Source organism: Stenotrophomonas sp. GD03958 (genome assembly GCF_029839005.1).
GTDB lineage: Bacteria > Pseudomonadota > Gammaproteobacteria > Xanthomonadales > Xanthomonadaceae > Stenotrophomonas > Stenotrophomonas hibiscicola.
In genome coordinates, this window is record NZ_JAOBZT010000016.1 from 48,386 (window position 1) to 72,712 (window position 24,327).

General features: G+C 66.0%; 21 protein-coding genes. 10 read left to right on the top strand and 11 right to left on the bottom strand.

The window, feature by feature from the left end:
* Positions 1 to 4: 4 nt before the first annotated feature.
* From N5C25_RS07280 to N5C25_RS07310, 7 genes are all read right to left on the bottom strand, one after another.
* Positions 5 to 835 (bottom strand): DUF6708 domain-containing protein, encoded by an 831-nt coding sequence (locus N5C25_RS07280; protein ID WP_279936706.1) that lies wholly within the window; start codon positions 833 to 835, stop codon positions 5 to 7.
* A 160-nt stretch (positions 836 to 995) separates the two neighbouring features.
* The gene (locus N5C25_RS07285; RefSeq protein ID WP_279936707.1) at positions 996 to 2,015 is read right to left on the bottom strand and encodes a sugar kinase; all 1,020 of its coding nucleotides are present in this window, start codon (positions 2,013 to 2,015) and stop codon (positions 996 to 998) included.
* Between the two features lie 10 nt (positions 2,016 to 2,025).
* A complete protein-coding gene (locus tag N5C25_RS07290) occupies positions 2,026 to 3,213 on the bottom strand; it encodes a GDSL-type esterase/lipase family protein (protein WP_251101869.1) in 1,188 nt (395 codons plus the stop codon).
* A gap of 20 nt (positions 3,214 to 3,233) precedes the next feature.
* Positions 3,234 to 3,986, bottom strand: coding sequence for a glucose 1-dehydrogenase (locus tag N5C25_RS07295; protein ID WP_251101868.1), 753 nt, complete (start codon positions 3,984 to 3,986; stop codon positions 3,234 to 3,236).
* Between the two features lie 46 nt (positions 3,987 to 4,032).
* Positions 4,033 to 5,337, bottom strand: a complete 1,305-nt coding sequence (locus tag N5C25_RS07300; protein ID WP_251101867.1) for an MFS transporter — start codon at positions 5,335 to 5,337, stop codon at positions 4,033 to 4,035.
* Positions 5,334 to 7,562 (bottom strand): oligoalginate lyase, encoded by a 2,229-nt coding sequence (locus N5C25_RS07305; RefSeq protein ID WP_279936708.1) that lies wholly within the window; start codon positions 7,560 to 7,562, stop codon positions 5,334 to 5,336. The genes N5C25_RS07300 and N5C25_RS07305 overlap by 4 nt, the downstream gene beginning before the upstream one ends.
* Positions 7,559 to 8,998 (bottom strand): polysaccharide lyase 6 family protein, encoded by a 1,440-nt coding sequence (locus tag N5C25_RS07310; RefSeq protein ID WP_345781917.1) that lies wholly within the window; start codon positions 8,996 to 8,998, stop codon positions 7,559 to 7,561. Before N5C25_RS07310 ends, N5C25_RS07305 begins: the two co-directional genes overlap by 4 nt.
* A 242-nt stretch (positions 8,999 to 9,240) precedes the next feature.
* Here N5C25_RS07310 and N5C25_RS07315 point away from each other — a divergent pair, with 242 nt between their 5' ends.
* Both N5C25_RS07315 and N5C25_RS07320 read left to right on the top strand, forming a co-directional pair.
* Entirely contained in the window at positions 9,241 to 12,132 is a 2,892-nt protein-coding gene (locus N5C25_RS07315; protein ID WP_058982921.1) for a TonB-dependent receptor, read from the top strand.
* 107 nt (positions 12,133 to 12,239) lie between these two features.
* Positions 12,240 to 12,983, top strand: a complete 744-nt coding sequence (locus N5C25_RS07320) for a FadR/GntR family transcriptional regulator (RefSeq protein ID WP_021202377.1) — start codon at positions 12,240 to 12,242, stop codon at positions 12,981 to 12,983.
* A 740-nt stretch (positions 12,984 to 13,723) separates the two neighbouring features.
* Here the strand turns inward: N5C25_RS07320 and N5C25_RS07325 are convergent.
* Genes N5C25_RS07325 through msuE form a run of 3 tightly spaced genes read right to left on the bottom strand, consistent with a single transcriptional unit; the run spans position 13,724 to position 16,417 of the window.
* Entirely contained in the window at positions 13,724 to 14,752 is a 1,029-nt protein-coding gene (locus N5C25_RS07325) for a methionine synthase (RefSeq protein ID WP_019659754.1), read from the bottom strand.
* A 42-nt stretch (positions 14,753 to 14,794) separates the two neighbouring features.
* On the bottom strand, positions 14,795 to 15,772 hold the full coding sequence (locus N5C25_RS07330; protein WP_111098471.1) for a DUF1852 domain-containing protein: 978 nt from the start codon (positions 15,770 to 15,772) through the stop codon (positions 14,795 to 14,797).
* Positions 15,773 to 15,829: 57 nt separating this feature from the next.
* Positions 15,830 to 16,417 carry an FMN reductase gene (gene msuE, locus N5C25_RS07335; protein ID WP_279936709.1) on the bottom strand — a complete coding sequence of 196 codons (588 nt, stop codon included), beginning with the start codon at positions 16,415 to 16,417 and terminating at the stop codon, positions 15,830 to 15,832.
* Positions 16,418 to 16,492: 75 nt separating this feature from the next.
* On the opposite strand from msuE, the gene N5C25_RS07340 reads away from it, so the two are divergent.
* From N5C25_RS07340 to N5C25_RS07355, 4 genes are all read left to right on the top strand, one after another.
* A complete protein-coding gene (locus tag N5C25_RS07340) occupies positions 16,493 to 17,407 on the top strand; it encodes a LysR family transcriptional regulator (RefSeq protein WP_021202382.1) in 915 nt (304 codons plus the stop codon).
* Positions 17,407 to 18,291 (top strand): methylenetetrahydrofolate reductase, encoded by an 885-nt coding sequence (locus N5C25_RS07345; protein WP_058982928.1) that lies wholly within the window; start codon positions 17,407 to 17,409, stop codon positions 18,289 to 18,291. The genes N5C25_RS07340 and N5C25_RS07345 overlap by 1 nt, the downstream gene beginning before the upstream one ends.
* A gap of 87 nt (positions 18,292 to 18,378) precedes the next feature.
* A complete protein-coding gene (locus N5C25_RS07350; RefSeq protein WP_058982930.1) occupies positions 18,379 to 18,906 on the top strand; it encodes a DUF6622 family protein in 528 nt (175 codons plus the stop codon).
* A 108-nt stretch (positions 18,907 to 19,014) separates the two neighbouring features.
* Positions 19,015 to 19,395 (top strand): hypothetical protein, encoded by a 381-nt coding sequence (locus N5C25_RS07355; protein ID WP_019337724.1) that lies wholly within the window; start codon positions 19,015 to 19,017, stop codon positions 19,393 to 19,395.
* A gap of 61 nt (positions 19,396 to 19,456) precedes the next feature.
* Here the strand turns inward: N5C25_RS07355 and N5C25_RS07360 are convergent, their stop codons facing one another.
* On the bottom strand, positions 19,457 to 20,359 hold the full coding sequence (locus N5C25_RS07360) for a LysR family transcriptional regulator (protein ID WP_010485668.1): 903 nt from the start codon (positions 20,357 to 20,359) through the stop codon (positions 19,457 to 19,459).
* A gap of 109 nt (positions 20,360 to 20,468) precedes the next feature.
* On the opposite strand from N5C25_RS07360, the gene N5C25_RS07365 reads away from it, so the two are divergent.
* From N5C25_RS07365 to N5C25_RS07380, 4 genes are all read left to right on the top strand, one after another.
* Positions 20,469 to 21,590, top strand: a complete 1,122-nt coding sequence (locus N5C25_RS07365; RefSeq protein ID WP_262213948.1) for a 4-oxalomesaconate tautomerase — start codon at positions 20,469 to 20,471, stop codon at positions 21,588 to 21,590.
* Between the two features lie 75 nt (positions 21,591 to 21,665).
* Positions 21,666 to 22,724: an ABC transporter substrate-binding protein gene (locus N5C25_RS07370; protein ID WP_058983059.1), complete on the top strand. Its 1,059-nt coding sequence runs from the start codon at positions 21,666 to 21,668 to the stop codon at positions 22,722 to 22,724.
* 13 nt (positions 22,725 to 22,737) lie between these two features.
* A complete protein-coding gene (locus N5C25_RS07375) occupies positions 22,738 to 23,571 on the top strand; it encodes an ABC transporter ATP-binding protein (protein WP_014647218.1) in 834 nt (277 codons plus the stop codon).
* Positions 23,555 to 24,327: ABC transporter permease (locus tag N5C25_RS07380; RefSeq protein ID WP_279934550.1), on the top strand; the 773-nt coding region annotated here is incomplete at its 3' end. The genes N5C25_RS07375 and N5C25_RS07380, both read left to right, overlap by 17 nt.

Consider the following 24,327-nt stretch of genomic DNA (forward strand, 5'->3'; position numbering starts at 1 on the left):
TGGGTCATCGCAGGTCCGGTGGATTCATCGAAGCGTCGCGGACACAGGGATCACCGGCGTCCGGTGTCAGGCGCGCCTCGATGTCCGGTGGAAACCGCGGAATCCTGCTGGTCTGCATCACCGCCCAGCGCATGATCGTGTGCAGGTAGTTGAGTGGCAGCATCGTGAGCCACATGAAACCCGGGAGGCGCGCGTCTTCGGCGAAGATGCGCTCCTTGCCGGACGCGAAGCTCTCGCGCTTGCCGTCCAGCGGCATGCAGCAGTGCACCGCGTCCACGACGGCTGCCGGTCCTTCTTCCATGTGGCGCCGCAGGAACTCCCAGTGGGCATGCGCGTTCTCGATGCGGGAGGTCGCGATGCAGAACGCGAACGTCTCCCGTACTGTCACGCCATCCGCGTCCAGGATCAGTCCGCGGACATCCCAGTTGTACCATCCGAAGGTTCCGGTTCCGCGGCCAAGCGTGAAATAGACCCGGTCCCAGGGCACGCTGAGGGTGGTGCCATCCAGCCGGAACACGTGTATCTGCCGGTGCTTGCGATCGAGCGCGATCGGATAGTAGGTCCAGCGGAACAGCTCGAGGCAAGCCACCCAGATGCTCGCTGCAGTGAAGGCGGCCAGCATCGCCATGCCGATGAATATCGCCTCCCACAGGCCATTTTCGTTGGGTAGCCTGTTCACGACCAGCAACCAGAGCAGCATCAGCATGCCGCCCAGCCCGAAGGCAATGCCGATCGCGCCCAGCAGGGCTGCAAAGCCACGCGCGGCGAACCAGCGATCCACCGAAACCAGGCCGTTCGAATTCATCTTCACCACGCACAGCTGCGCCAACGGCACGACATCCAGCCGCTTCTTCTGCAGCAGGCGGTGCTCGCGATCAAACGCATCCAGTGGGCGGTTGTTGGGAAACTTGCGCGTGTATCCGGTGTAATCCATGGGCGATCCCTGCGCGATTCCAGCGCCCGTTGGATTCTAGCGGGATTCTCCCGGGGGGAGATCAGCGACGAACGTCGAACGGGTGGCTCTCCATCAGTGCCCGGACTTCAGCTTCGCGGGCAGGGCTGAAGTCGCCGGGAATGGCGTGCTTCAACGCGCCCGCGGCCAGTCCGAAGTGCACGGTGCTTTCTGCGTCCAGCCCGGACAGCAATCCGTGCAGGATGCCGGCGGCAAAGGCATCGCCACCGCCGATGCGATCAACGATGCCGGGCAGCGGCCTCGGAGGAGCCTGCGCGCGGGTTCCATCGCGCCCCAGCAGCAGCGCGCCGAGCACGTGATGGTCGGCGCTGATCACCTCGCGCTGGGTGCAGGCCAGCCACCGCAGGTGCGGGAACGCGGCAAAGGCAGCGGCCGCAGCGGCCTCGGTTCGGGCGACCGCATCGTCCTGCGGGAAGTGCAGCCCCAGCACCAGTTCGATGTCCCGATGATCGGCAAAGACAATGTCGGCCTCTGCGAAGACCTCGCGCAGGATCGCCGCTGCGTCGCCATCCCAGCGTCGCCACAGTGAGGGACGATAATTGCCGTCGAAGGACACCTGCACACCGGCCGCGCGAGCCGCACGCACGGCACCCAGCACCGACTCCGCCACGTTGGCGCCCAGCGCCGGGCTGACGCCCGAGACATGCAGCAGGTGCGCGCCGGACAGCACGGCGGGCCACGCATGATCCTCGGCGCTGCTGCTTGCGAATGCAGAACCGGCCCGGTCATACACCACTTCACTGGCGCGCTGCACCGCACCGGTCGCCAGGAAGTACAGGCCCATGCGGTCACCCTCCACTTCACGCACGGCGGCCACGCCCACGCCATGCCGCCGCAGCTCGGCCGCGGCATGCCGGCCCAGCGCGTTACCGGGTACCGTGCTGACCATCTGCACATCGTGGCCCAGGCTGGCCAGCGAGACCGCCACATTGGCCTCGGCACCTCCCACATGAACCTGCAGCTGCGGCGTCTGCAGGAGCAGTTCACGACCGGGCGCGCCCAGGCGCAGCAGCAACTCACCGAAACAAACGACGTGGCTCATCGGTTCTCTCTCACTCGGGGGTAGTGCAGCCCAGCATGCGCAGATCGATGGCATCGGCCATGCGCCGGTAGCCTTCGTCGTTGGGATGCAGATGGTCGCGGGTGATCTCGTTGGGCAGCGATTCGGCTGCCTTCGGGTCACGCAGCGCGGCGTCGAAATCGATGATGCCATCGAACCCGGTCTTCCCTCCGCGTGCCCACTGGTTGATCGTGATGCGGGTGGCTGCCGACACGGGCTCGTAGCGCTCGGAACCGCCGAACGGAGTCAGCGTGCCCAGCCAGGCGCGGATGCCGTGCGCATGCAGCCGCGCTGCGACCTGCTGGTAGCCCAGCAGCATGTCCGCCGCACTGCGTCCAGGCAGCGGCTGCGCGCCACCGCCGTGGCGTATGTCATTGATGCCTTCGAACAGGATCACCTGATCGGCGTCTGCCACCGCGATCACATCGCGATCCAATCGTGACAGCGCACTGTGGCTGCGGCCATGGTCAAGCAGCTTGTTGCCGCTGATGCCCTGGTTGAGTACCACGAACCGGTTCGGGCAGGCCTGCTGCAGGCGCTGCGCCAATCGCTCCGGCCACTGGTTGAAGGTGCCGCGGCGTGCGGTGGCGCCTTCCGTGATGGAATCGCCCAGCGCCACGATTACCTGGGGACGATCATCACGCTGCACCATCACTGCCGAGAACACGTTCTGCTGGTAGCTCAGCCGCACGCTGTCGGCGACGGCTGTCTGCCTGCCATCTGCGACCCGCAGCTCGGTGCGGCGCACGGCGGGGCGGGTGGGCTGCGGGAAATAGGCACTCACGCTGATTTCCTGCAGCGCCGCCACCGGCATCCGTACCGGGTCGCTCAGCAGCGCGGCTCCGACCGGCACCTCGATGACCGCGCGGCCATCCACCGTTACCGGCAGCGGTGCGGCCTTGCCGTCCTTCACTTCCACGCGCAGGTCCTCGACCCGCAGCGGCGCCGTGCCGAGCTCGTTGCTGATGCGCAGCCGCAGCGCATCGCCACGGCTGCCGATACGCATGTCCTGGCGCACGGTCTGTGCGGCGAACTGTACGGGTGCCTCGGCGGTGCCATCCTTGCGGTCCGGCGCCGGCGAGGCGGTCCAGGCAGTGACCCAGACCGGTGCAGCCTGGGTGGCGGGGGCGGCCACGGCAGCGCCGACGGCCATCGAAAGCAGGGTGATCCAGCGCTGCATGGCAGGTATCCGGTCAGGTGTCAGGAGAAGTAGGTGCCGCCGTTGACGTCCAGATTCGTGCCGGTGATGAACGCCGCCGCATCCGAGGCCAGGAACACCGCAGCGTCGGCGGCTTCGTCCGGCGCCCCCTGGCGGCGCAACGGGGTGGCGCCGGCAACGGCCGTGCGTACTTCCGGCTTGGTGAATTCATCGTGGAAGCGGGTGGCGATCATGCCGCAGCACAGTGCGTTCACACGGATACCCTTCGGCCCCAGCTCCTTGGCCATGGCGCGGGTGAAGGTCATCACCGCCGCCTTGGCGGTGGCGTAGATCGATGCGCCCGGGCCGCCACCATCACGACCTGCCTGCGAGGCGAAGTTGACGATGGCCGCGCCTTCGCGCATGTGCGGCACCACCGCGTGCGTGGTCAGGTAGGTCGAGGTGAGGTTCAGGTCCATCACGGTGTGGAAGAACGCCGGGTCGATGTCGGCCAGCGGCCGGCGCTGCACCATGCCACCGGCCACGTTCACCAGCAGGTCGATGCGCTCGCCGAACGCGGCCTGTGCCGCAGCGACCAGGCCGGCGACGGCCGTGGCGTCGGTGACGTCGGCACGGTGCACGATGGCCTGGCCACCGGCCGCACGGATCTGTGCCAGCGTTTCCTGGGCACTGCCTTCATCATTGGCGTAGTTGATGCAGACGCGTGCGCCGGCGGCAGCCAGCTTGATCGAAACGGCGCGACCGATATCGCGGCCACCGCCGGTGACAATGGCCACCTTGTCCTGGAACGACATGCGGAAAACTCCTTGGTTTGCGGGGGAATTGAAGAGAGATGCAGGCTCAACTGCCGCGGCGGTCGAGCTTGTGGATAGGTCCGGTCCACCACCACAGCGCGGCCAGCGACAGCGGCACCAGGGTGGCAACGAGGATGAAGATCGGGGCATAGGAGTGGCGGGTCAGCACCGGCACCAGCCAGGTGGTGATCAAGGTGCCGGCCACGGCGGCCAGGCCACCCAGGCCTGCCAGCGTGCCCACCGAGCGGCCGTCGAACAGGTCGCCCGGCAGGGTCTGGATGTTGCCGATGGCCACCTGGAAGCCGAACAGCACCGCGGCGATGGCCAGCACGGCAAGCAGTGGCTGGTTGGCCAGCACGGCACCCAGCAGGGCAGGAGCCATGACCACGCAGCCCAGCGTGATGGCCAGCTTGCGGGCGCGGTCCACGCTGTGCCCGGCGCGGATCATCCGCCCGGAGAGCCAGCCGCCGCTGAGGCTGCCCAGCATCGCGCCAACGAACGGCACCCAGGCGAACAGGCCGATCTGCTTGATGTCGAAGCCGAAGGTTTCAGCGAGATAGATCGGTAGCCAGGACACGAACAGCCACCAGATCGGGTCGAGCAGGAAGCGGCAGGCCAGCATGCCCCAGCTCTGCCGGTGGGCCAGCAGCTCACGAACGCTGGCCTTCGGCGCCGCCACCGCCTGTTGCCCGGCCTGGTCTTCCTGGATCAGCCGGCGCTCGGCATCGCTCACCCACGGGTGCTTGTCCGGCCCGGCGCGGTAGACAAACAGCCACGGCAGCAGCCACAGGAAACCGATTGCACCGACCAGCACGAAGGTGCCGCGCCAGCCAAGCCACAGGTACAGGCCAGCGATGGCCGGCGCGGAGACGATCGCGCCGATCGACGCGCCCGCGTTGAACACGCCCTGCGCCAACGCACGCTGGCGCGCCGGGAACCACTCGGCATTGGCCTTGACCGCGCCCGGCCACGCCCCGGCTTCGCTGATGCCGAGCATCGCCCGCACCAGGCTGAAGGAGAGCATCGAATGGGTGATCGCGTGCAGGGCGATGGAGATCGACCACACGCTGATCGACAGGGCGAAACCCAGGCGCGTGCCGATCATGTCGAACAGGCGCCCGAACAGGAACTGGCCAGCGGCGTAGAACAACATGAACACCGTCACCAGCAGGGCGTAGTCATCCTTGGTCGCGCCCACTTCCCTGGCGATTTCCGGCCACATTACCGCCAGTGCGTTGCGGTCGATGTAGTTGATCACCGTAGCCACGGCGATCAGGCCCACGATCAGCCAGCGCACGGCCGACCGTACCGGCACCTTGCGCAGGTTGGCCACCACCGCAGGGCCGTTCATTTGCCGTCAACCTTGCTGCGGTCCATGCGTGCATGGCTGCCGCTCCAGCGGTAGGCATGGCCGTCCACGCTCACGCTGTGCTCGCCCTTGGCGCTGCTGTCGTCGGCCACGCCGAGGGCGATGCGTGCACCGCTGGCCAGGCGCAGCTCGATCACCTCGGCATCGCTGCCGCGGGTGCGCACGATGTCCCTGATGCGGCTGTCGGCGCCGTGCACGTACTCGGCGGTGCCGTTGTACTCGCCATGCGGCTCCAGCACGCTGAAGAAGGTGACGTCCTTCTGGCTGTCCACGCGCTGCAGCAGGGCAGGCTCGCGGCGCAGGTTGAATTCCGGATCGTTCGCGCCGCTTTCCACCAGCAGCGCCTGTGCCGGCGCACTGCTGCCGAAGCGGTAGGTGTAGAAGCGCCCGTCCAGCAGCCATGCCAGCGACCGCGGCTCGCTGCCGGGTTTGCTGCGTGCATCCAGCCACAGGTGCTGGTAGCCGTTGTCCTTGCCCAGCACCGGGCGCTGGGCGGGGAAGTGTTCGGCTTCGAAGCCGGTGGTGACGATGTGGCCGTTGAAGTGTAGCGGCAGGTCGTAGCGCGCGGCCTTGCCGCCGTGCACCTGCAGCAGGTCCAGCGCGACCGGCAGGCCCAGGTCGGGATGGCGCAGCAGCGCCTGGGTGCGGGTGAACACCACGCCGGGGTAGGCGTCGCGCATCGTTGCCGAGGCAATCTGGGTGTCGGCATCGGCCTGGAAGAAGCGCACCTGCGGGGCATGTTCCTCGCCGCGCTTCCAGTCACCCTTGAAGTGGCTCTGCTCGTCCACCACCAGGGTGTTGTGGGCCACGGTCTGCTTGGCCCAGCTGCGGTTCTCGGCCAGGTAGATGCCACCGCGCTTGGCTTCCACGTTGAGGAAGCGGGCGGCGCCGTAATCGGTCACCACCGGGTTGCCGTTGTCGTAGAAAAGCCAGTTGAGCTTGTCGAAGTGGCCATGGCCCATGCCCTGCATCGTGTCCTTCTGCACCAGCGCCTGGCCGCGTTCGCCGTTCATGCGCATGATCGCCAGGCCGCCGCGATCGCCGTCGGGGCCATCGCGCAGCAGCATCGGCCGGTAATCGAAGGGCTTGGCCTTGTCCGCGGCCAGTGCCTGCGCCACCTGCAGGCCTTCGGGCGAAAGCAACAGGCGTTTCTGCTGCTGGGCCACCGACAGCAGGCGGTCATCACCGGTGCACGCATAGGCAATGCCGATGCCGGCCACCAGCTCTTCGGTGTCGATGCCCTTGTCCAGGATCGCATCGTTGATCGGGAAGAACAGGCCGCCATAGCTGGACTGCACCAGCACATCCACGGCCTTCAACAGCACGCCGTCGCGGCGCGCGAAGATCTTCCGCTGCGGTTCGTTGCGTTCGATGGCATTGGCGAACAGCAGGAACGGCGCCAGTGCATAGCGCTGGTAGTAGGGGCCTTCCTCGTAGTAGCCATCGGGCGAGAACAGCAGGTCGATCTGCCGCAGGAAGCCGAACCGGTCATCTTTCTGGCTGCCGCGCAGGGACTTTTCCACCAGTTCCTGGTCGCGCAGCACGTAGCCGGTCATGCCGGTGGCGGCCACCGCCCACGTGGCGTGGTTGTGGATCTGGTCGTAGTTCTTCGGTTCGCTGACGAGGAACTCGGCCATCGGCCGGAACACCTTCGATTCTATGGTGTCGCGGTCCTCGGCGGACAGCGTGTCACGGATCGCGTCGTAGCCCTGGATGGCGTTGACCAGCCATACCGAATCGTTGAGCACCTGCCAGAACACGCGCCCGGGGATCTGCCCACGGCCTTCCGGGTGCGGGCCCAGCGTCGGGTAGAGCTGGGCATACTGCAACAGCATGTCGCGCGCATAGTCCACGTAGGCCCTGTCGCCGGTCAGCCGGTACAGCGTGCCCGCCGCCAGCAGCGCCTGGTAGTTGCGCTTGTGCTGTTCATGGGTGCGCCCGCCGCCCTTGTCCTTGGGTACCGGCACGTCGATACCGGCCTTCATCATCTTCTTCAGCGTTGCCTCGGTGCGTGCCTGCTCTTTGGCAAACCACGGGTAGCGGCGGCCTTCGCTGGCCATCTGCTGCCATTGTGCGGCGGTGACCAGCACCGGCGCGGCTTCGGCCTGTCGCACGGCAGCAGTGGGGGCTGCGAACAGCGATGCGCTCGGCAGCAGGGCGAAGGGGGCGGCCAAAGCCAAGGAAACGAACAGCGGCTGCAACCTCATCGATCAACTCCATTGCGGGTGCGTGACAGGGCAACTTCGCCCACCTTGGGATACCAGGCGACGCCGGTCGCCTCGCGCGCGGTCATCGCCAGGGCAGGATCGGCGCCCACGGCGGGCAGGGCAGACGTGGCCACCCACAGTCCGCTGGCAGCCTGCTGCAGGCTGACGCCACGGCCCTCTATGCCCCCCGGGAACACGGCGCTGGCTGCCGGCGACTGCACGTTGCCGCTGAAGTCGATGCCGGCCAGCGAACTGGCGGCAGTGGGCGGATTCCGGTTGTCGCGGTTGACGATCAGGTTGCCGGTGAAGCGGCTGTTGCTGGCGGCCACCACGATGCCCTTCGCCTCATCATGGCCGACGCCGAAACTGATCTTCGCCACGTCCACGAAGGTGTTGCGGCTGATCGTCGCATTGATCACCGGCGCATAACCGGACAGCGGCGGATTGGCCTGCCCATCCATCACCGCCAGCGCCGACCGGTTGCTGGACCCGACCAGCCGCTCGAAGTAATTGTTGCTGACGGTCTGGTCGGCGTTGATGATGCGCACGCCGCCGGTGCCGGCCTTGTCATCGCCGAGGAAGACGTTGTCGATCACCCGGTTGCCGTTGCCATGGCGCAGGGTCAGCGCGCCGGCCGAACGGAAGAACACGTTGCCGCGGTAGGTGTTGCCGCCGGACTTGTTGCTGATGATCTCGGTCTCGCCGTCGCAGCCTTCGAACCAGTTGTTCTCCACCGTGGTGTTGGAATCGCTCAGTGAGCTGTCGCTGGTGCCGACGCGGAGGGTTTCGCCGCCATTGACGCCCAGCGCCGGGCGCGGCCCGAACCAGTTGTGGTCGATGCGGTGCTGGTTGTCCAGGCCCTGGGTGGCATCGCGCACCACCACGACTGTGGGTCCCGCATTGGTCTTGCCGCGCAGCTGGCTGTGGTCCAATCGATTGTGGCTGCCATACAGCGACACCCAGTAGTCCTGGTCGCTGGCATCGGGGTTGGTGTAGTCGTCGATCACCAGGCCAGTCACCCGGCTGTGGCTGGCCACCGCCTTGCTGGATTCGCGGAACGCCACCACCGCATCACCCGGCGCATAGCCGCTGCGGAACACCAGGTTGGACACCTGCAGGTAGCTCCCCGCCAGGCGCAGGTCCGAGCGCCCGCTGAAGATGACCTTGCCGGCGGTCTGCGCGCGCAGCACGATCGGGGCATCCGCCGTGCCCTGGCCCTTCAGCAGCAGCCGGGCGTCGGTCCAGGTGCCGTCAGCCAGCACGATCTCATCGCCGGGCTGCAGCGCCGAGGCGGCGGTAGCGAACTCCGCGACATCGTGGACGAGCCAGCTGGCTGCACTTGCTGCTGGAGTGGTCAGGCACATTGCCAGACCAGTGGTCAGGCAAAACAGCCATGAACCATTGGATCGGTGACGCGCCAGCGAGTGAATGCGCATGAAATCCTTCCGGGGACGGCCGGGCCGTCGTTTCAGGGTGGGCCTGCATACCACTTTCAGGTCTGTTGTAAGCCAGCTTTCGCGCAAAGTCATGCTGCAATCGCACATTAAATTGCGATCAACTGGTATGGATCAAAGGCATTTGAACAATCGCATACCAATTGGTTGACATTTTCATGTCGCCGTGCCGAAGCTGCGTCCCACGCCTGGCATGCAGGCGATCCTTTTGGGAGGAGGAAACCATGCGGCGACCCGCCGGAGCAGTGCACAGCATCTCGTTGTCCCCTACACCCCTGATCGTGGCGCTGCTTGCCGCATTGGCTGGCCTGCCCGCTGCCCACGCGCAATCCGGCAAGGACGCGGCAGGGCAGGATCCCACCACGCTGGACCAGGTGCAGGTCACCGGCATCCGCGAATCGATGCAGAGTTCGATCAACAAGAAGCGCGACGACACCGTCATTGCCGACGTGCTCTCGGCCGATGACATCGGCGACCTGCCGGCGCCATCGCTGGCCGATGCGATCGAGACCCTGACCGGCGCCGCTTCGACCCGCGACAAGACCGGCGCCTCGGAAATCTCCATCCGTGGCCTGGGGGCCTTCCTCAGCAGCACCAACTTCAATGGCCGCGAGATCACCAACGGCAGCGGCGACCGCTCGGTGAACTTCAACATGTTCCCCGCCGAGCTGATCAATACGGTGGCCATCTACAAGACCCAGCGCGCCGACATCATCGAAGGCGGCGTGGCTGGCACCATCGGCCTGGAAACAGTGCGCCCACTGGAGTACGGCAAGCGTGCGGCGCAGCTGGACCTGCGCGGCAGCTGGGCCGAGTATGACAAGAAGTACCGCGACGACGACGGCATCGGCTATCGCGGCACCGCCAGCTACATCGACCAGTTCGAGTTCGGCAACGGGCAGAAGCTGGGCATCTCGCTGGGCTTCCAGCGCCTCGATGGCACCGACCCGGAAGAGAGCATCACCAGCGGTTCCACCTGGTATGCCTGCGATGGCACGCAGAACGTGGGCAATGCCAACTGCAATGAAGTGTCCGCGCAGGCCATCGCCAACGGCGCGCCGTACTACCTGGTGCCAAGCAGCCGCATCTACCGGCTCAAGCAGGAGCGCAACGACCGGCAGAGTGAGTTCGCCGCACTGCAGTGGCGGCCCAATGACGTCGTTGAAGTAAACCTCGACTTCGAACACACCGAGCGCAACTGGTACGAGAACCGCAGCGACCTGAGCCTGTCCAACGCCCGCCGCGGCATCACCCAGCGCGAGGTGGGCGAGGACGGCATCGTGCGCCACCTGCATGGCAGCACCTCGATTGATTCCACCTCAAACCGCTACTGGCGTGGCGAGGAATACACCGGCGGTGGCCTGAACCTGATCCTGCGACCGACCCCGGCCTGGGAACTGTCCACCGATCTTTCGTACTCACACACCAATCGCCTCGACAGCGAGCGCATGACCCGCCTGCGCGCCAACCAGCGCGACGTCAACAATGCCGTCGTTCCGGGCATCAGCAGTGGTGCCACCGGCTACGTGGACTATGACTGGGACTGGCACGGCGAAGTGCCCAGTGTTGCGCTGGCGCCGAATTTCGACCCCAACAACTGGGACGCCTACACCGGCGCGGCGCGCGTCACCTCCAGCGCAACGGAGAACGACCACAGGATCAAGGCCGGCCGCTTCGATGCCAGCTTCATGCCCGAGTCCGGTTTCTTCACCCGCATCAAGGGCGGCGTGCGTGCCAGCCAGGCCGACTACCGCCTGCGTGACAACACCCTGGTAACCGACTACGACCAGCGCGTGGTGGCCGACAAGGCGAAGATCATCGCCGCCAACCGTGCCTGCCGCGCGCCGTTCCCGCAGGATGACTTCATGGATGCCGCCAGCGGCAACACGATCTCCTCGTGGGCGTACTTCGATCCGGACTGCCTGTACCAGTCGTTCCGCGGCAGCCTCGACAGCGGGCTGGATCCGGGTTTCCAGGACCCGAACAATGTTGATATCACCGAGAAGACACGCGCGCTCTATCTGATGGGTGAGTTCAGCAGCAGCCTGTTCGGCTTGCCGGTGACCGGCAACCTGGGCCTGCGCTGGGTCAAGACCGATGTGCGTTCCGAAGGCGTGCGTACCGGGTTGCGCATTGAGGACAACGGTGACGGGACGATCCGCCTGCAACCCACCGGGCAGTACAGCACGCAGGTCTTCAAGGCGGGCAACGACAAGCTGCTGCCCAGCCTCAACGCGGCCTTCGAACTGCGCCCGGACGTACTGCTGCGGGTCGGTGCATACCGCGCTATGTCACGGCCGGACATCGCCGCGCTGGGCGCCGGGCGCACCATCAACGTCAGTAGTGATGCCACCTACGGCAATCTGGCCGACGCGCTGGATGACATCAGTGCCAGCGGCAACCCCGCTGCGCAGCCGCTGATGTCCTGGAACGGTGACCTCTCCCTGGAGTGGTACCCGAACCCGGACACGATGCTGGCCGGCGCGGTGTACTGGAAGCAGTTCAAGGGCGGCACCGCCACCGCGCTGGTGCCTGAGACCTACACCATCGACGGCCGGAGCGTGACCGTGCCGGTGCGGCAGCAGGTAACCACCGACGAGGACAGCACGCTGACCGGCTTCGAGCTGACCGCCACCCATCGACTGTCTTACCTGCCCAAGCCGTTCGACGGGCTGGGCTTCAAGGTCAGCTACAACTATGCCGATGCCGACTACCAGACCCAGGATTCACGGCTGGGCGAGCAGTTGGCCGGTGATGGCACGATCATTCCGGCGATCGTGCCGCCGGCCGGTCTCAGCGGCTTCTCGCGGCACGTCCTGTCCGGCTCGATCTACTGGGACGTCGGGCGCTTCAACATCCAGGCCATCGGCAAGTTCCGCTCGCACTACTACCAGGACTTCACCGGCAACACCGCGCAGCAGAACCGCTACTACGATGACAACACCAGCGTGGACCTGCGCCTGCGCTACCGGGTGAACAAGCAGTTGTCGCTGTCGCTGGAGTTGATGAACCTGACCAACGAGCCGCGCGTGGCCTACCAGCCGCTTTATGGGAACTTCCGCGAAGTAGTGACCTACGGGCGGCGTGCGTATTTCGGTGTACGATACAAGTTCTGAACAGGGCGGCGCGGCCAGTGGCCGCGCCGTCGCTCCAACCGGACCCTCGCCGGCCGCGGTGGCAGGGCAGGGACCCGGAAGGAATTGAATTGCCAAGGGTCAGCCGCATGTCCGCCAACCGCCTTTACCAGACCATCGCTGCCAAGCTCCGCAAGCTGATAGAGGACGGCGAGTTCCCGCCGGGCTCGCGGCTGCCGGGCGAGCGCGAGCTGGCCGAACGGTTTGGCGTCAGCCGGGTCACCATCCGCGAAGCGGAGATTGCACTGGAGGCACAGGGCTGGATTGCGATCCGTATCGGTTCGGGCGTGCACGTGAAGCCGCGCCCGACGCAGGCGTCCGGCGGGCTGCCGGATGTCAGCGCCTTCGACCTCACCGCTGCCCGCGCGGTATTCGAGGCCGAGGCCGCCGCTCTGGCGGCAAGCAATCTGGATGATGCCGGCATTGCCGAGCTTCAGGCGTTGGCCGAAGCGCTGTGCCGTCGCGACCTGAGCGACGCGGAAGCCGGCGAGTACGACCGCCGCTTCCACCTGACCATCGCGCGCCTTTCCGGCAACCCGGTGGTGGAGTTCTTCGTGCAGCAGATCTGGCGCATGCGCAGCGAGTTGCCGCGGGTAACCGAAGTCTATGCGCGGGTCTGCCATGATGATGGCGCCAGCCGTGCCGACGAGCACATGGCCATCTTCGAAGCATTGCGCGCACGTGATCCGGTGGCCGCGCGCAATGCGATGCGCCATCACTTCCAGCGCCTGTTCGAGGCCATGCTGCAGGCGACCGAAAGCCAGGCGCTGGAGGAGATCCGCCGGCGCACGCAGCAGGATCGTGAACGGTTCCTGGCCACGACGCGGATCTGAACGACGGAGCGGACACCGGCCGAGCGTCTGCGTGCCGCGACCTGGCCAGCGCCGGGGGTAATGGCTGTTGCATCGTTGAGCATGCCGGCGGGTGATCGCCGGTGATGTGTCATGCCAATGATGCATGCCGGTGCCGAGAGGGCAGCGACCATACTGCACCGTTGCATTTCCATTGAACGATTCACGGCCGCGGCTACGTGCCCATTCGAATCTCATCCCCTGCGACGGCAGCCCGTATCCTTCCTGCATGCATTCCTTCTCCGATCTTCGCGGTCTCCCGGCAGTCCCCGCGTCCTCCGGCTGGGTGCAACGCGGTGAGCGCTGGGATCTATGGTGGAGCGGCCGCATCGTGGCCAGCATCGTCCCGCACGCAGTGCTCGGCTTCCAGGTGTACCTGGATGCACGCAGGATGTCCCCGGCCAAGGTGGTGCACGCGGTGAATGCGCGGCAAGCCCGGCGCTATGCCGAGCGCTGGTGCGCGGCTCGGCTTTGCCCCCGGTTGCGGCTGCGCGACGCGGTCGCCTGTCTTGTGGGCGCCGCGCCTTCGGCAGGCGCGGCGCGGCCGCCGCCGCTCACACGGGAGCAGCGCCAGCAAGCGCGCCGCCTGGCCGAGGCCGGGACAGGGGAGGTGGCACGCATCAAGCAGGCGCTCGCACCGCGGCAGCCCGCCAGGCCCTTGGGGCAGTTAACGTGTCAGGCGTGGTCGGTACCCGGCAGGACGCCCACAGCCCTGGCAAGCGCTACGCCGAAAGCTCCTCACGCACGATCCTGGCCCCTTCGCTGAGCGCGCGCAGCTTGCCCCTGGCCACGGTGCGGGCCAGCGGCGCCATGCCGCAGTTGGTGCTGGGGTAAAGCTTGTCGGCATCCACGAACTGCAGCGCCCTGCGCAGGGTGTCGGCCACTTCTTCCGGTGTTTCCACCGCGCTCGAGGCCACGTCGATTGCGCCTACCATCACCTTCTTGCCACGGACCAGCTCGATCAGGTCGATCGGCACGTGCGAGTTATGGCATTCCAGTGAAATGATGTCGAGGCTGGAGGCCTGCAGTTTCGGGAACGATTCCTCGTACTGGCGCCATTCCGATCCCAGCGTCTGCTTCCAGTCGGTGTTGGCCTTGATCCCGTAACCGTAGCAGATGTGCACGGCTGTCTCGCACGTCAGCCCTTCGATCGCGCGCTCCAGGGCGGCCACGCCCCAGTCGTTCACTTCGTCGAAGAACACATTGAAGGCCGGCTCATCGAACTGGATGATGTCCACGCCGGCCGCTTCCAGCTCCTTCGCTTCCTCGTTGAGGATCTTCGCGAACTCCCAGGCCAGCTTCTCCCGGCTCCTGTAGTGGGCGTCGTACAGCGTGTCGATCATCGTCATCGGGCCGGGCAGCGCCCACTTGATCGGCTGCGCAGTCTGGCGGCGCAGGAACTTCGCATCCTCCACGAACACCGGCTTCGGACGGCTCACGGCGCCGACCACGGTGGGCACGCTGGCATCGTAGCGGTTACGGATGCGCACGGTTTCGCGCTTTTCGAAGTCAACGCCGCTGAGATGCTCGATGAAGGTAGTGACGAAGTGCTGCCGGGTCTGCTCACCGTCGCTGACGATGTCGATGCCCGCGTGTTGCTGTTCCTGCAGCGACAGGCGCAGCGCATCCTGCTTGCCTTCAGCCAGGCCTTCGTCCTGCAGCTTCCAGGGCGACCAGAGCTTTTCGGGTTCTGCCAGCCAGGACGGCTTGGGCAGGCTGCCGGCGGTGGAGGTGGGGAGCAGTTTCTTCATCGGTGTGGGGTTGTCCTGGAATGCGAAGGGGAAATCGATGGATCAGCGCGCAGCCCACTGCTCAAGCACGGCGCGGTACGGCTTGATGAAGTGCTCTTCGGTGAACCGGCCCTGCTTGACCGCCAGCTGGCTGCGCTCTTCGCGGTCGTAGACGATGCGGGTGGACGAGTAATCCTGGTGCTTCAGGCTGGGCTGGTAGACCTTGCCGGCCACGGAATTGGCGTTGTAGATCTCCGGGCGGTAGATCTTCTGGAACGCTTCCATCGTGCTGATGGTGCCGATCAGCTCCAGGTTCGAGTAGTCGCCCAGCAGGTCGCCCTGGAAGTAGAACGCCAGCGGCGCGACGCTGCCCGGCGGCATGAAGTAACGTACCTGCAGGCCCATCTTGTCGAAGTAGTGGTCGGTGGCGGAGAACTCGCCCTGCCGGTACTCCACGCCCAGGATGGGGTGATGATTCTCGGTGCGGTGGTAGGTCCTGCTGCTGGAGACGCTGATGCAGATCACCGGCCCCTTGCGGAAGCTGGCGCGGTAGGCGTCCGATCCCAGGAAGTGCTTGAACAGCTTGCCGTGCAGGTCGCCAAAGCCTTCCGGAAGGCCGAAGGTGGCCTTGCCCTCGTTGCTGGCCGGCAGCACCACGCTGAAATCGTAATCACGCACGTAGGACGAGAAATTGTTGCCGACGATGCCTTCGGTACGCGCGCCGGTCCGCGTGTCGACGATGGTCGGTTGCAGCACCTCGATCAACGGAAACGGATCGTTGCCGTCGGCGCCGTCGATGTGCATCTCCACCGAGATGATGTCCAGCTCGACGGCATAACGATCGGCGCTCGGGTTGTCCCAGTGCGCCAGGTCGTTGAAGCGGTTGTTGATCATGCTGAGGGTGTTGCGCAGGTTTTCCCGCCGGGAAGCGCCGCGCGCCAGATTGGCGAAATTGGTGGTGATGCGCGTGCCCTCGGCGGGCTGGTAGTCCTCGTTGAAGGGGATGCGCGTGATGCTGAAGGTGAAGGTGTCGTTCGTCATGGGCGGCGTTCCGTGATGCGGGGTGACATCCGGATGCGGGGCGAGCGCATCCGGCATTCAGGGTGCTGCGGCAGCCTCGAGGGCGGCGACGGGCTGGCGGGCCAGGGCCAGCAGTGGCATGGCTCGGTGGACCGCCAGTCGAGCGCGCTCGATCAGCGGTTCGTTGCGCACGCGGCCGTCGGCGAAATCGCGGTCGGTGGCATAGACGCCCACCGGCAGGGTGCGGGCCTGGAAGAAGCTGAAGAGCGGCCGCAGCTGGTGGTCGATCACCAGCGCATGGCGCTCGCTGCCGCCGGTCGCGGCCAGCAGGATGGGGGTGTCGACCAGCGCATCCTGGTGGATGAAGTCGAAGAAATGCTTGAACAGCCCGGTGTACGAGCCGCGATAGACCGGCGTGCTCACCACGAGGACATCGGCCTGCTCGACGGCAAGCAGCTGGCGCTCGACAGCCTCGGGCAATTGTGAGCGGCACAGGGCGCCGGCCAGCTGCGGGGCGAGCTCGCCGAGCTCGATCAGATGGTGTTCGCAATGGACGTCGTTGCCGATCACGCCCAGCAGATGCTCGGCCAGGAGGGTGGCCCGCGAGGGGCGCTGCAGTCCGCCGGACACGGCGACGATACGGAGAGGGCGGTGGGATGAAGGCATGACCCGATCCTAGTCATGCCTTTCCATGACGTAAAATGGTATTACTTCACCTATCCATGAGTGAGATTCATCGTCATGCTGGAGCGCATCCACCTCAGCATCGTGCAGCAGGTCGAGCAGCAGGGCTCGCTCACCGCCGCCGCCGGCGTGCTCAACCTGACCCAGTCGGCGCTCAGCCACAGCATGAAGAAGCTGGAGCAGCAGCTGGGTACCGAGGTCTGGCTGCGTGAGGGTCGCAGCCTGCGGCTGACCCAGGCCGGACAGTACCTGCTGGCAGTGGCCAACCGGGTGCTGCCGCAGCTGGACCTGGCCGAGGAGCGCCTGCGCCAGTTCGCGCAGGGCGAGCGTGGCGCGTTGCGCATCGGCATGGAGTGCCATCCCTGCTACCAGTGGCTGCTGAAGATTGTCTCGCCCTACCTGGCGGCATGGCCGGACGTGGATGTGGACGTCAAGCAGAAGTTCCAGTTCGGCGGTATCGGCGCATTGTTCGGCTACGAGATCGACCTGCTGGTTACCCCCGACCCGCTGCTGAAGCCGGGCCTGAAGTTCATTCCCGTGTTCGACTACGAACAGGTGCTGGTGGTGGCCGGGAACCATGCCCTGGCCAAGGTGGACCACGTAAAGCCGCGCCAGCTCGGCCAGGAAGTGCTGATCAGCTACCCGGTGCCGTTCGAGCGCCTGGACATCTACAACCAGTTCCTGCTGCCGGCCGGCATCACCCCGCGGCGCCACAAGGCCATCGAAACCACCGACATCATGATGCAGATGGTGGCCAGCGGCCGCGGCGTGGCTGCCATGCCGCGCTGGCTGGTGGAGGAGTACGCCACGCGCATGGACGTGGTGCCCGTGCGCCTGGGCGCCAAGGGCATCCCCAAGCAGATCTACCTTGGCGCGCGCGAGGCCGATACCGGTATCGACTACCTGCAGGCCTTCATCGAACTGGCCCGCAACAGCTCGCCGCTTGCCGGCAATGCACGCGAGGCGCGCTGATGCCGGCCGGTACCTCAGCGCAAGCGGAAGCCTTCATCAACGCCTTTTCACTGGAAGTCGGTGCGAAGGCCATGCCTGCGCTGCGCGCCGAGGCGGATCGGATCCCGCGCGGTACGGTCATCTCCATTCCCTGGCTGGCCAGCGAGGATGACGACGCCCGCCTGGCCGCCGTGCGCACCGTGCGCGCGCTCGGATTCGAGCCGATGCCGCATCTCTCCGCGCGGCGCATCGGGTCACGCACAGCGCTTGAACGCTTCCTGGAGCGCGCCACCAGCGAAGCCGGGGTGGAGCGCTGCCTGCTGATCGCCGGTGACCTCGCGACGCCTGCCGGGCCGTTTGCCGACAGTGCTTCGATCATCGAGACCGGGCGTCTTGAGCGTTTTGGCATCAAGGTCGTAGGTATCGGCGGGCATCCGGAAGGCCATCCGGCGATGAGCGGCGACGCTCGCTGGCAGGTACTCGAACGCAAGTGCGAAGCCATCGAAGCGCGCCGCATGGCGCCTGTGATCGTCACCCAGTTCGCCTTCGATGCCGATGCCGTGCTGGCCTGGCTGGATGCACTGCGCGCGCGCGGCATCAGCGTTCCGGTGCTGGTCGGCGTGCCGGGTCCGGCCAGCATCGCCCGCTTGCTGCGTTATGCGGCGATGTGTGGCGTAGGCGCCAGTGCATCGATGCTCGCCCGGTACGGCATCTCGATCGGCCGCCTGCTCGGAACGGCGGGGCCGGAGGTTTTCGTCGATCGCCTGGTGAAGGGGCTGACCAGCGCGCATGGCCAGGTCAGTCCGCACCTGTTTCCGTTCGGCGGTGTTGCCTCCTCGCTGGAGTGGATCGAGCAGCACCGGCAGCGTGTTCGCGGTGCGCGCGGCGTAATCCACGAAGACTGACAGCTGTCACTGGTCGCCATTGGGGCGGAAGCGAATAGTGAGCGGCAAGGCGAGGCACCTCGCCACCCCTCACCAAGGAGACCGCTCATGAACATGCTCCAGCAACTCGCCTCGCAGACGCCGATCTGGGTCTGGCTGCTCCTGGCCTTCCTGGTCACCCGTGGCATCGCCGCCATGAAGCCTGCAGAAACCTCGCTGCACAAACTGGCGATCGTGCCCGCGCTGTTCGCCGTCTGGGGCGCGTGGTCGATCAGTCATCGCTTCGGCGCGTCGCTGGCCGGCTGGAGCGAGTGGCTTGCCGGCATAGCCACGGGCGCGGCACTTGCCTGGCTGCTGCTGAATCGATTGAAGCTGACGCTGGACCGCAGCACCGGCAAGCTTTGGCGCAGCGCGGACTTCAGCCTGCTGCCGCTGCTGCTGGTCACCTTCCTGGTGAAGTACGGCTTCGAAGTCGCATTTGCGGTGTCGCCGTCGCTGACCGCCCATGCCGGTTTCAGTGCGGCCTACCTGCTGCTGACGGGCGGGTTCACTGGCATCTTCGTCGGCAAGTACGCCCGGTACCTGGCCTCGCTGCGGGTGGATGCGGCGGGCAAGGGACTGGAAACCCCAGGCTGATTGACCTGGTAGTGCCGGCCGCTGGCCGGCTTCCCCATGCAGCGTTGCGCGGGGCTGGCGCAGGCGTCACGATGCCCGCCACTGGCCAACACCGGAAACGCTGACGTCATGAAGACCACATCCTGGTTCTGGATCAACGTGGCCAGTCACTTCGGCATTGTCGCAGCCCTGGCTTGGCTGCCCGCACGGTGGACGGGGCAACTTGTGGAAGCCCTGGCCGGGACTCAGCCGGCTATCGGCGACACCCGCCATTTGGCCTTCATAGGCTCCATGTTCGGCTTCTGCGTGACCGCACTGATCCTGATGGGGGTGTTGACGGTCACCGGCGAACTGCTGGGTTTCTCCAGGCCCTATGCGCGACGGTCGGAGGCCCAGAACGAAGCGCAGGCCGTCCACCGGAAGGTACTGCTGACTGCATTCGCCACGCTCTCATGGGTGGCCGTGGGATCGCTTGCAGGTATTGCGTCGATCTTCGCGGCCTCGTCATGAAGGGCGACCCTGTCAGCGCCCAGTGTCCCGGAACGGATGGGTGCGTGAACTGCGGGACTGCTCACGCCTCCCCACGCCACTGGCTCATCAGCATCTGCAGGAATCGCTCCGCCGTGGGCGAGAGCAGGGCGCCGCGGCGGCGGACGATGCCGATCGTGCGCGACACCACCGGGTTGCCGATCGCGCGAGTCACCAGGGTGGGGTGATCCCCATCTGGCGTGGCCATCTTCGGTAGCACCGACACGCCGATGCCCGCCTCGACCATGCCCAGTGACGTCGACAGGTGGGTCACTTCGTAGTGCCAGCTCAACTTGAGGTTCTCGCGCGCCAGCGCGCCGTCCAGCAGCGTGCGGTTGCCGCTGGTGCGATGCACGGTGATCAGCTGGTGCTCGGCCAGATCAGCCCATTCCACTTTGCGCTTGCGGGCCAGCGGATGATCGCGCCGGCAGGCGAGGACGAAGGGGTCCTCAGCCAGCACGTCGAAGTCGAGATTCGGATCGTTGGCGCCCATGAAGTTGATGCCGAACTCGACTTCGCCACGTTCCACTGCCTGCAGACCCTCCGTGGCCGGGATATCCAGAATGCGGAAGCGAACGTTCGGGTGCGCTTCGTGGAAACGCGCCATCACGCTGGGCAGGAAGTAGAACGCCGCCGTCGGCAGGCAGGCGATGGTCACTGTCGCGCCGCGGGTGTCTTCGCGGCCGCGCAGCGAGAACAGTGATCCATCGAATTCCTCCAGCATGCGGCGCACCAGTGGCAGCAGGTTCTCGCCGACAGCGGTGGTACTGACGCTGCGCGTGGTGCGCTCCAGCAGCGGCGAGCCCACCGCCTGCTCCAGTTTCTGGATCCGGCGGCTGAGTGCGGGCTGGGAGACGTGAAGGATTTCCGCGGCCCGATGAAAGCTGCGTGTCTCCGACACCAGCAGGAACGCACGCAGATCGAGGATTTCGCAATTGATGCTCATCAGGTATCAATCATCCAAAAATCAGCAATTCACAGATCAATTGGGGTCATGCCAGTATCGAATCACAGAGGGGTCATTCATCCCCGATACGCATCAATCTAGCACACGTATGTCCAACGATCTGCTCAGCATTCCCTGCGTGCTCATGCGCGGCGGCACCTCCAAGGGCCCGTTCTTCCTGGCCAGCGACCTGCCGGCGGACACCGCCGAACGCGATCGCCTGCTGCTGGAAGTGATGGGCTCGGGACATCCGCTGCAGATCGACGGCATCGGCGGTGGCAACGCGCTGACCAGCAAGGTGGCGATCATCGACCGCTCCAGCCGCCCGGACGCCGATGTCGACTACCTGTTCGCCCAGGTACGGGTCGAGCAGCAAGTGGTGGATACCTCGCCCAACTGCGGCAACATGCTGGCGGCCGTAGGCCCGTATGCCATCGAGCGTGGGCTGGTGCAGGCGCAGGATCCGCAGACCGAAGTGCGCATCCACAACGTCAACACCGGCAAGTTGATCATCGCCACGGTGGAAACGCCGGGCGGCAATGTGGCCTACCGCGGTGATACGCGCATTGCCGGCGCGCCGGGCTCAGCCGCGCCGGTCAGGCTGTCCTTCCTTGATGCGGCAGGCGCCCGCACCGGCAAGCTGCTGCCCAGCGGGCATGCGCAGGAAACCATCAATGGCGTGCCGGCCAGCCTGGTGGACTGCGCCATGCCGATGATGCTGGTGTGCGCAGAAGACATGGGCGTGCGCGGTGATGCCTCGCCCGCCGAACTGAACGCGGACGCGGCGTTCATGCGCCGGCTGGAAGCGCTGCGCATCGAGGCGGGCGCCCGCATGGGCATCGCCGACGCCGGCAACAAGGTCATTCCCAAGCCGGTGCTGCTGTCGGCGCCGCAACAGGGCGGCGATCTGCAGGTGCGCTATTTCATGCCGCACCAATGCCACACCGCACTGGCCATTACCGGCGCGGTCGGCCTGGCCACCGCCGCCGTCACGCCGGGCACGCTGGCCCACACTTTGGTCGGATGCCGGTCCGTTCCCGGCAGCATTACCCTCGAACATCCGAGTGGGGCCCTGGAGGTGGGCCTGAGTCGCAGCTCGGGCGATTCGCCGGTGATTGCCAGCGTGGTCCGCACCGCACGCCGCTTGTTCGAGGGGCGCGTGTACGCGACTTCGCCCGCGCCCGCCACGGCCAGTGCCACCCAAGCCCGCCAATGGACGTCAGCGGCATGATCTGAACCCGGACGGGCCTGCGTAGACGCGCATGCCCGCCATTACAACGTAGATGCTTCACTCCTGGGAGGGATGATGTACAAGCAGTTCTTGATGGCCGCGCTGTGCGTGGCCGGGCTGGCCGCGGCCGGATGCAGCAACAGCGGGCGCGTGGAAGGCGCGACCGCCGGCAGCAGCGACAACGCACCGGTGCGCATCAGCGTCGGCTCCTACAACCTCAACAACCTGCCGTTCTTCATTGCCGACGCCAAGGGCTACTTCAAGGACGTCGGCCTGCAGGTGAAGACCGAGAACTTCGCCCAGGGCGGCTCCAAGGTGCTGCAGGCGCTGGTGGCCAATTCCACCGACGTAGCCGTCGGCTTCTACGACCACACCATCCAGATGCAGGCCAAGGGCAAGGACGTGGTGGCCTTCGTACTGCTCTCGCGCAACTCCGGCCTGGTGATGGCCGGCCGCGAGGATGCCACCTTCGATCCGGCGCGCCCGGAGACCATCAAGGGCCAGAAGGTCGGGATCACCGCACCGGGCTCCTCGTCCGACTTCTTCGTCCGTCACTTCCTCGCCCAGCACGATATTCCGGCCGACAGCATCTCGTTGATCGGGGTCGGCTCGGGCGCCGCAGCAGTGGCCGCGCTGGAGCAGGGCAAGATCGACCTGCTGGTCAACTATGATCCCGCCGCCACCCTGATCACCGAGCGCAAGGTCGGCAGGATCCTCCTCGACGCGCGCAGCGATGACGGCGCCCGCCAGGTCTATGGCGGCCTGTACCCGACCTCGGTGATGTACGCCAACCAGAGCTTCCTGGACAAGCGCCCCGAAGCGGCCGAGAAGATCGCCCGCGCCGAGCAGATGGCCTTGAAGTTCATCGCCGACAACAGTGCTGAAGACATCGTCGCTGCGCTGCCGGACAGCTACGTCTCCGGTGACCGCGCCACCTATGCCCGCGCGGTGGAGAACGCGCGCGCGATCTTCACCCGGGACGGTCACTTCACGCCCGCCGATCTGGAAACACCGCTGAAGGTGCTGCGTGAGTTCAACACGGATGTCGCCAAGGCCGATATCGATCTGTCCCGGACCTACACCAATGCCTTCGTCGAGCGTGCCAACGCTGCGGCGCCGGCTGCCCAACCGTAAGCGGAGGTAAACCATGGCCCTCAATGCCACCGTGCGCCAGTTCAATGGCGCACCGCAGCTGGAGCCTGCACAGACCATGGTCGCCATCAACAAGGTGACCATGTCCTTCGGCGAATTCACCGCCGTACGCGATGTCGACATCCAGGTGGGTGACGGCGAGTTCCTTGCCATCGTCGGACCCACCGGCTGCGGCAAGAGCACCATCCTCAATTCCGTGGCGGGCCTGCTGAAGCCGTCGTCGGGTCAGGTCAGCATCGATGGCCGTGCCGTCAGCGGCGTGCAGGAGTCGGTCGGCTACCTGTTCCAGCAGGACGCGCTGCTGCCGTGGAAGACCGCGTACCAGAATGTTGAACTCGGCCTGCGCTTCCGTGGTGTGCCCGAGGCCGAACGCAAGGCCAAGGCCAACGCTTGGCTGGCCAAGGTCGGCCTGGCCGGCTTCGAGCATCGCTACCCGCACCAGCTGTCCGGTGGCCAGCGCAAGCGCGTGCAGATGGCCCAGGCGTTGATCGTCGAGCCGAAGGTGATCCTGATGGATGAGCCGTTCTCGGCGCTGGACATCCATACCCGCCACCTCATGCAGAACGAGCTGCTGCGGTTGTGGCAGGAAGACCGGCGCTCGGTGATCCTGATCACCCACGACCTGGAAGAAGCGATCGCCTTGGGCGACCGCGTGGTGGTGCTGTCCTCCGGCCCGGCCAGCCGCGTGGTGCGCAGTTTCGATGTGGATCTGGAACGGCCGAGGAACGTGGCCGAAATCAAGCTGGATGACCGTTTCACCGACCTGTACCGCGACATCTGGGCCTGCCTGCGCGGCGAAGTGGAGAAGAGCTATGCACGCCAAGACTGACAAGTTCATCCAGCTCGCGCTGGTGGTCGCCGTGTTCGGCGGCTGGGAAGGCGGTATCGCGCTGGGCGTGATCGATCCGTTCTTCTTCCCGTCGCCAACAGCGATCGTGCAGCAGGCCTGGACCTGGCTGTCCGATACCTCGTTCTACCAGCACGTCTACATCACCCTTACCGAAACCGCGCTGGGCTACATCATTGGCACCGGCCTGGGTGTGGCTGGCGGCGTGTGGCTGGGCCTGAGCCGACGCTCGGCGCGCATCCTCGACCCCTTCATCAAAGGCTTCAACGCAATTCCGCGCGTAGTGCTGGCGCCGATTTTCGTGCTGTGGCTGGGCCTGGGGCTGTGGTCGAAGGTGGCGCTGGCGGTCACGCTGGTGTTCTTCACCACGTTCTTCAATGCCATGCAGGGCGTGCGCGAGGTGAATCCGGTGGTGCTGGCCAATGCCCGCATCCTGGGCGCAAGCCGCAGTGACCTGCTGCGCCATGTCTACTTCCCCGCAGCGGCGAGCTGGATCCTGTCTTCGCTGCGTACTTCGGTCGGCTTTGCCGTGGTCGGTGCGATCATCGGCGAATACCTCGGCGCCTCGGCGGGCCTGGGCTACCTGATCGCGCAGGCAGAAGGCAACTTCAACGCTGTGGGTGTGTTCGCCGGCATCATCATCCTGGCCGCCTTCGTCCTGGTCATCGACGCGCTGCTGGACGTGGTCGAGAACAAGCTGATCACCTGGCGTCCCAACGCCCAGGCACAGGCCACCAG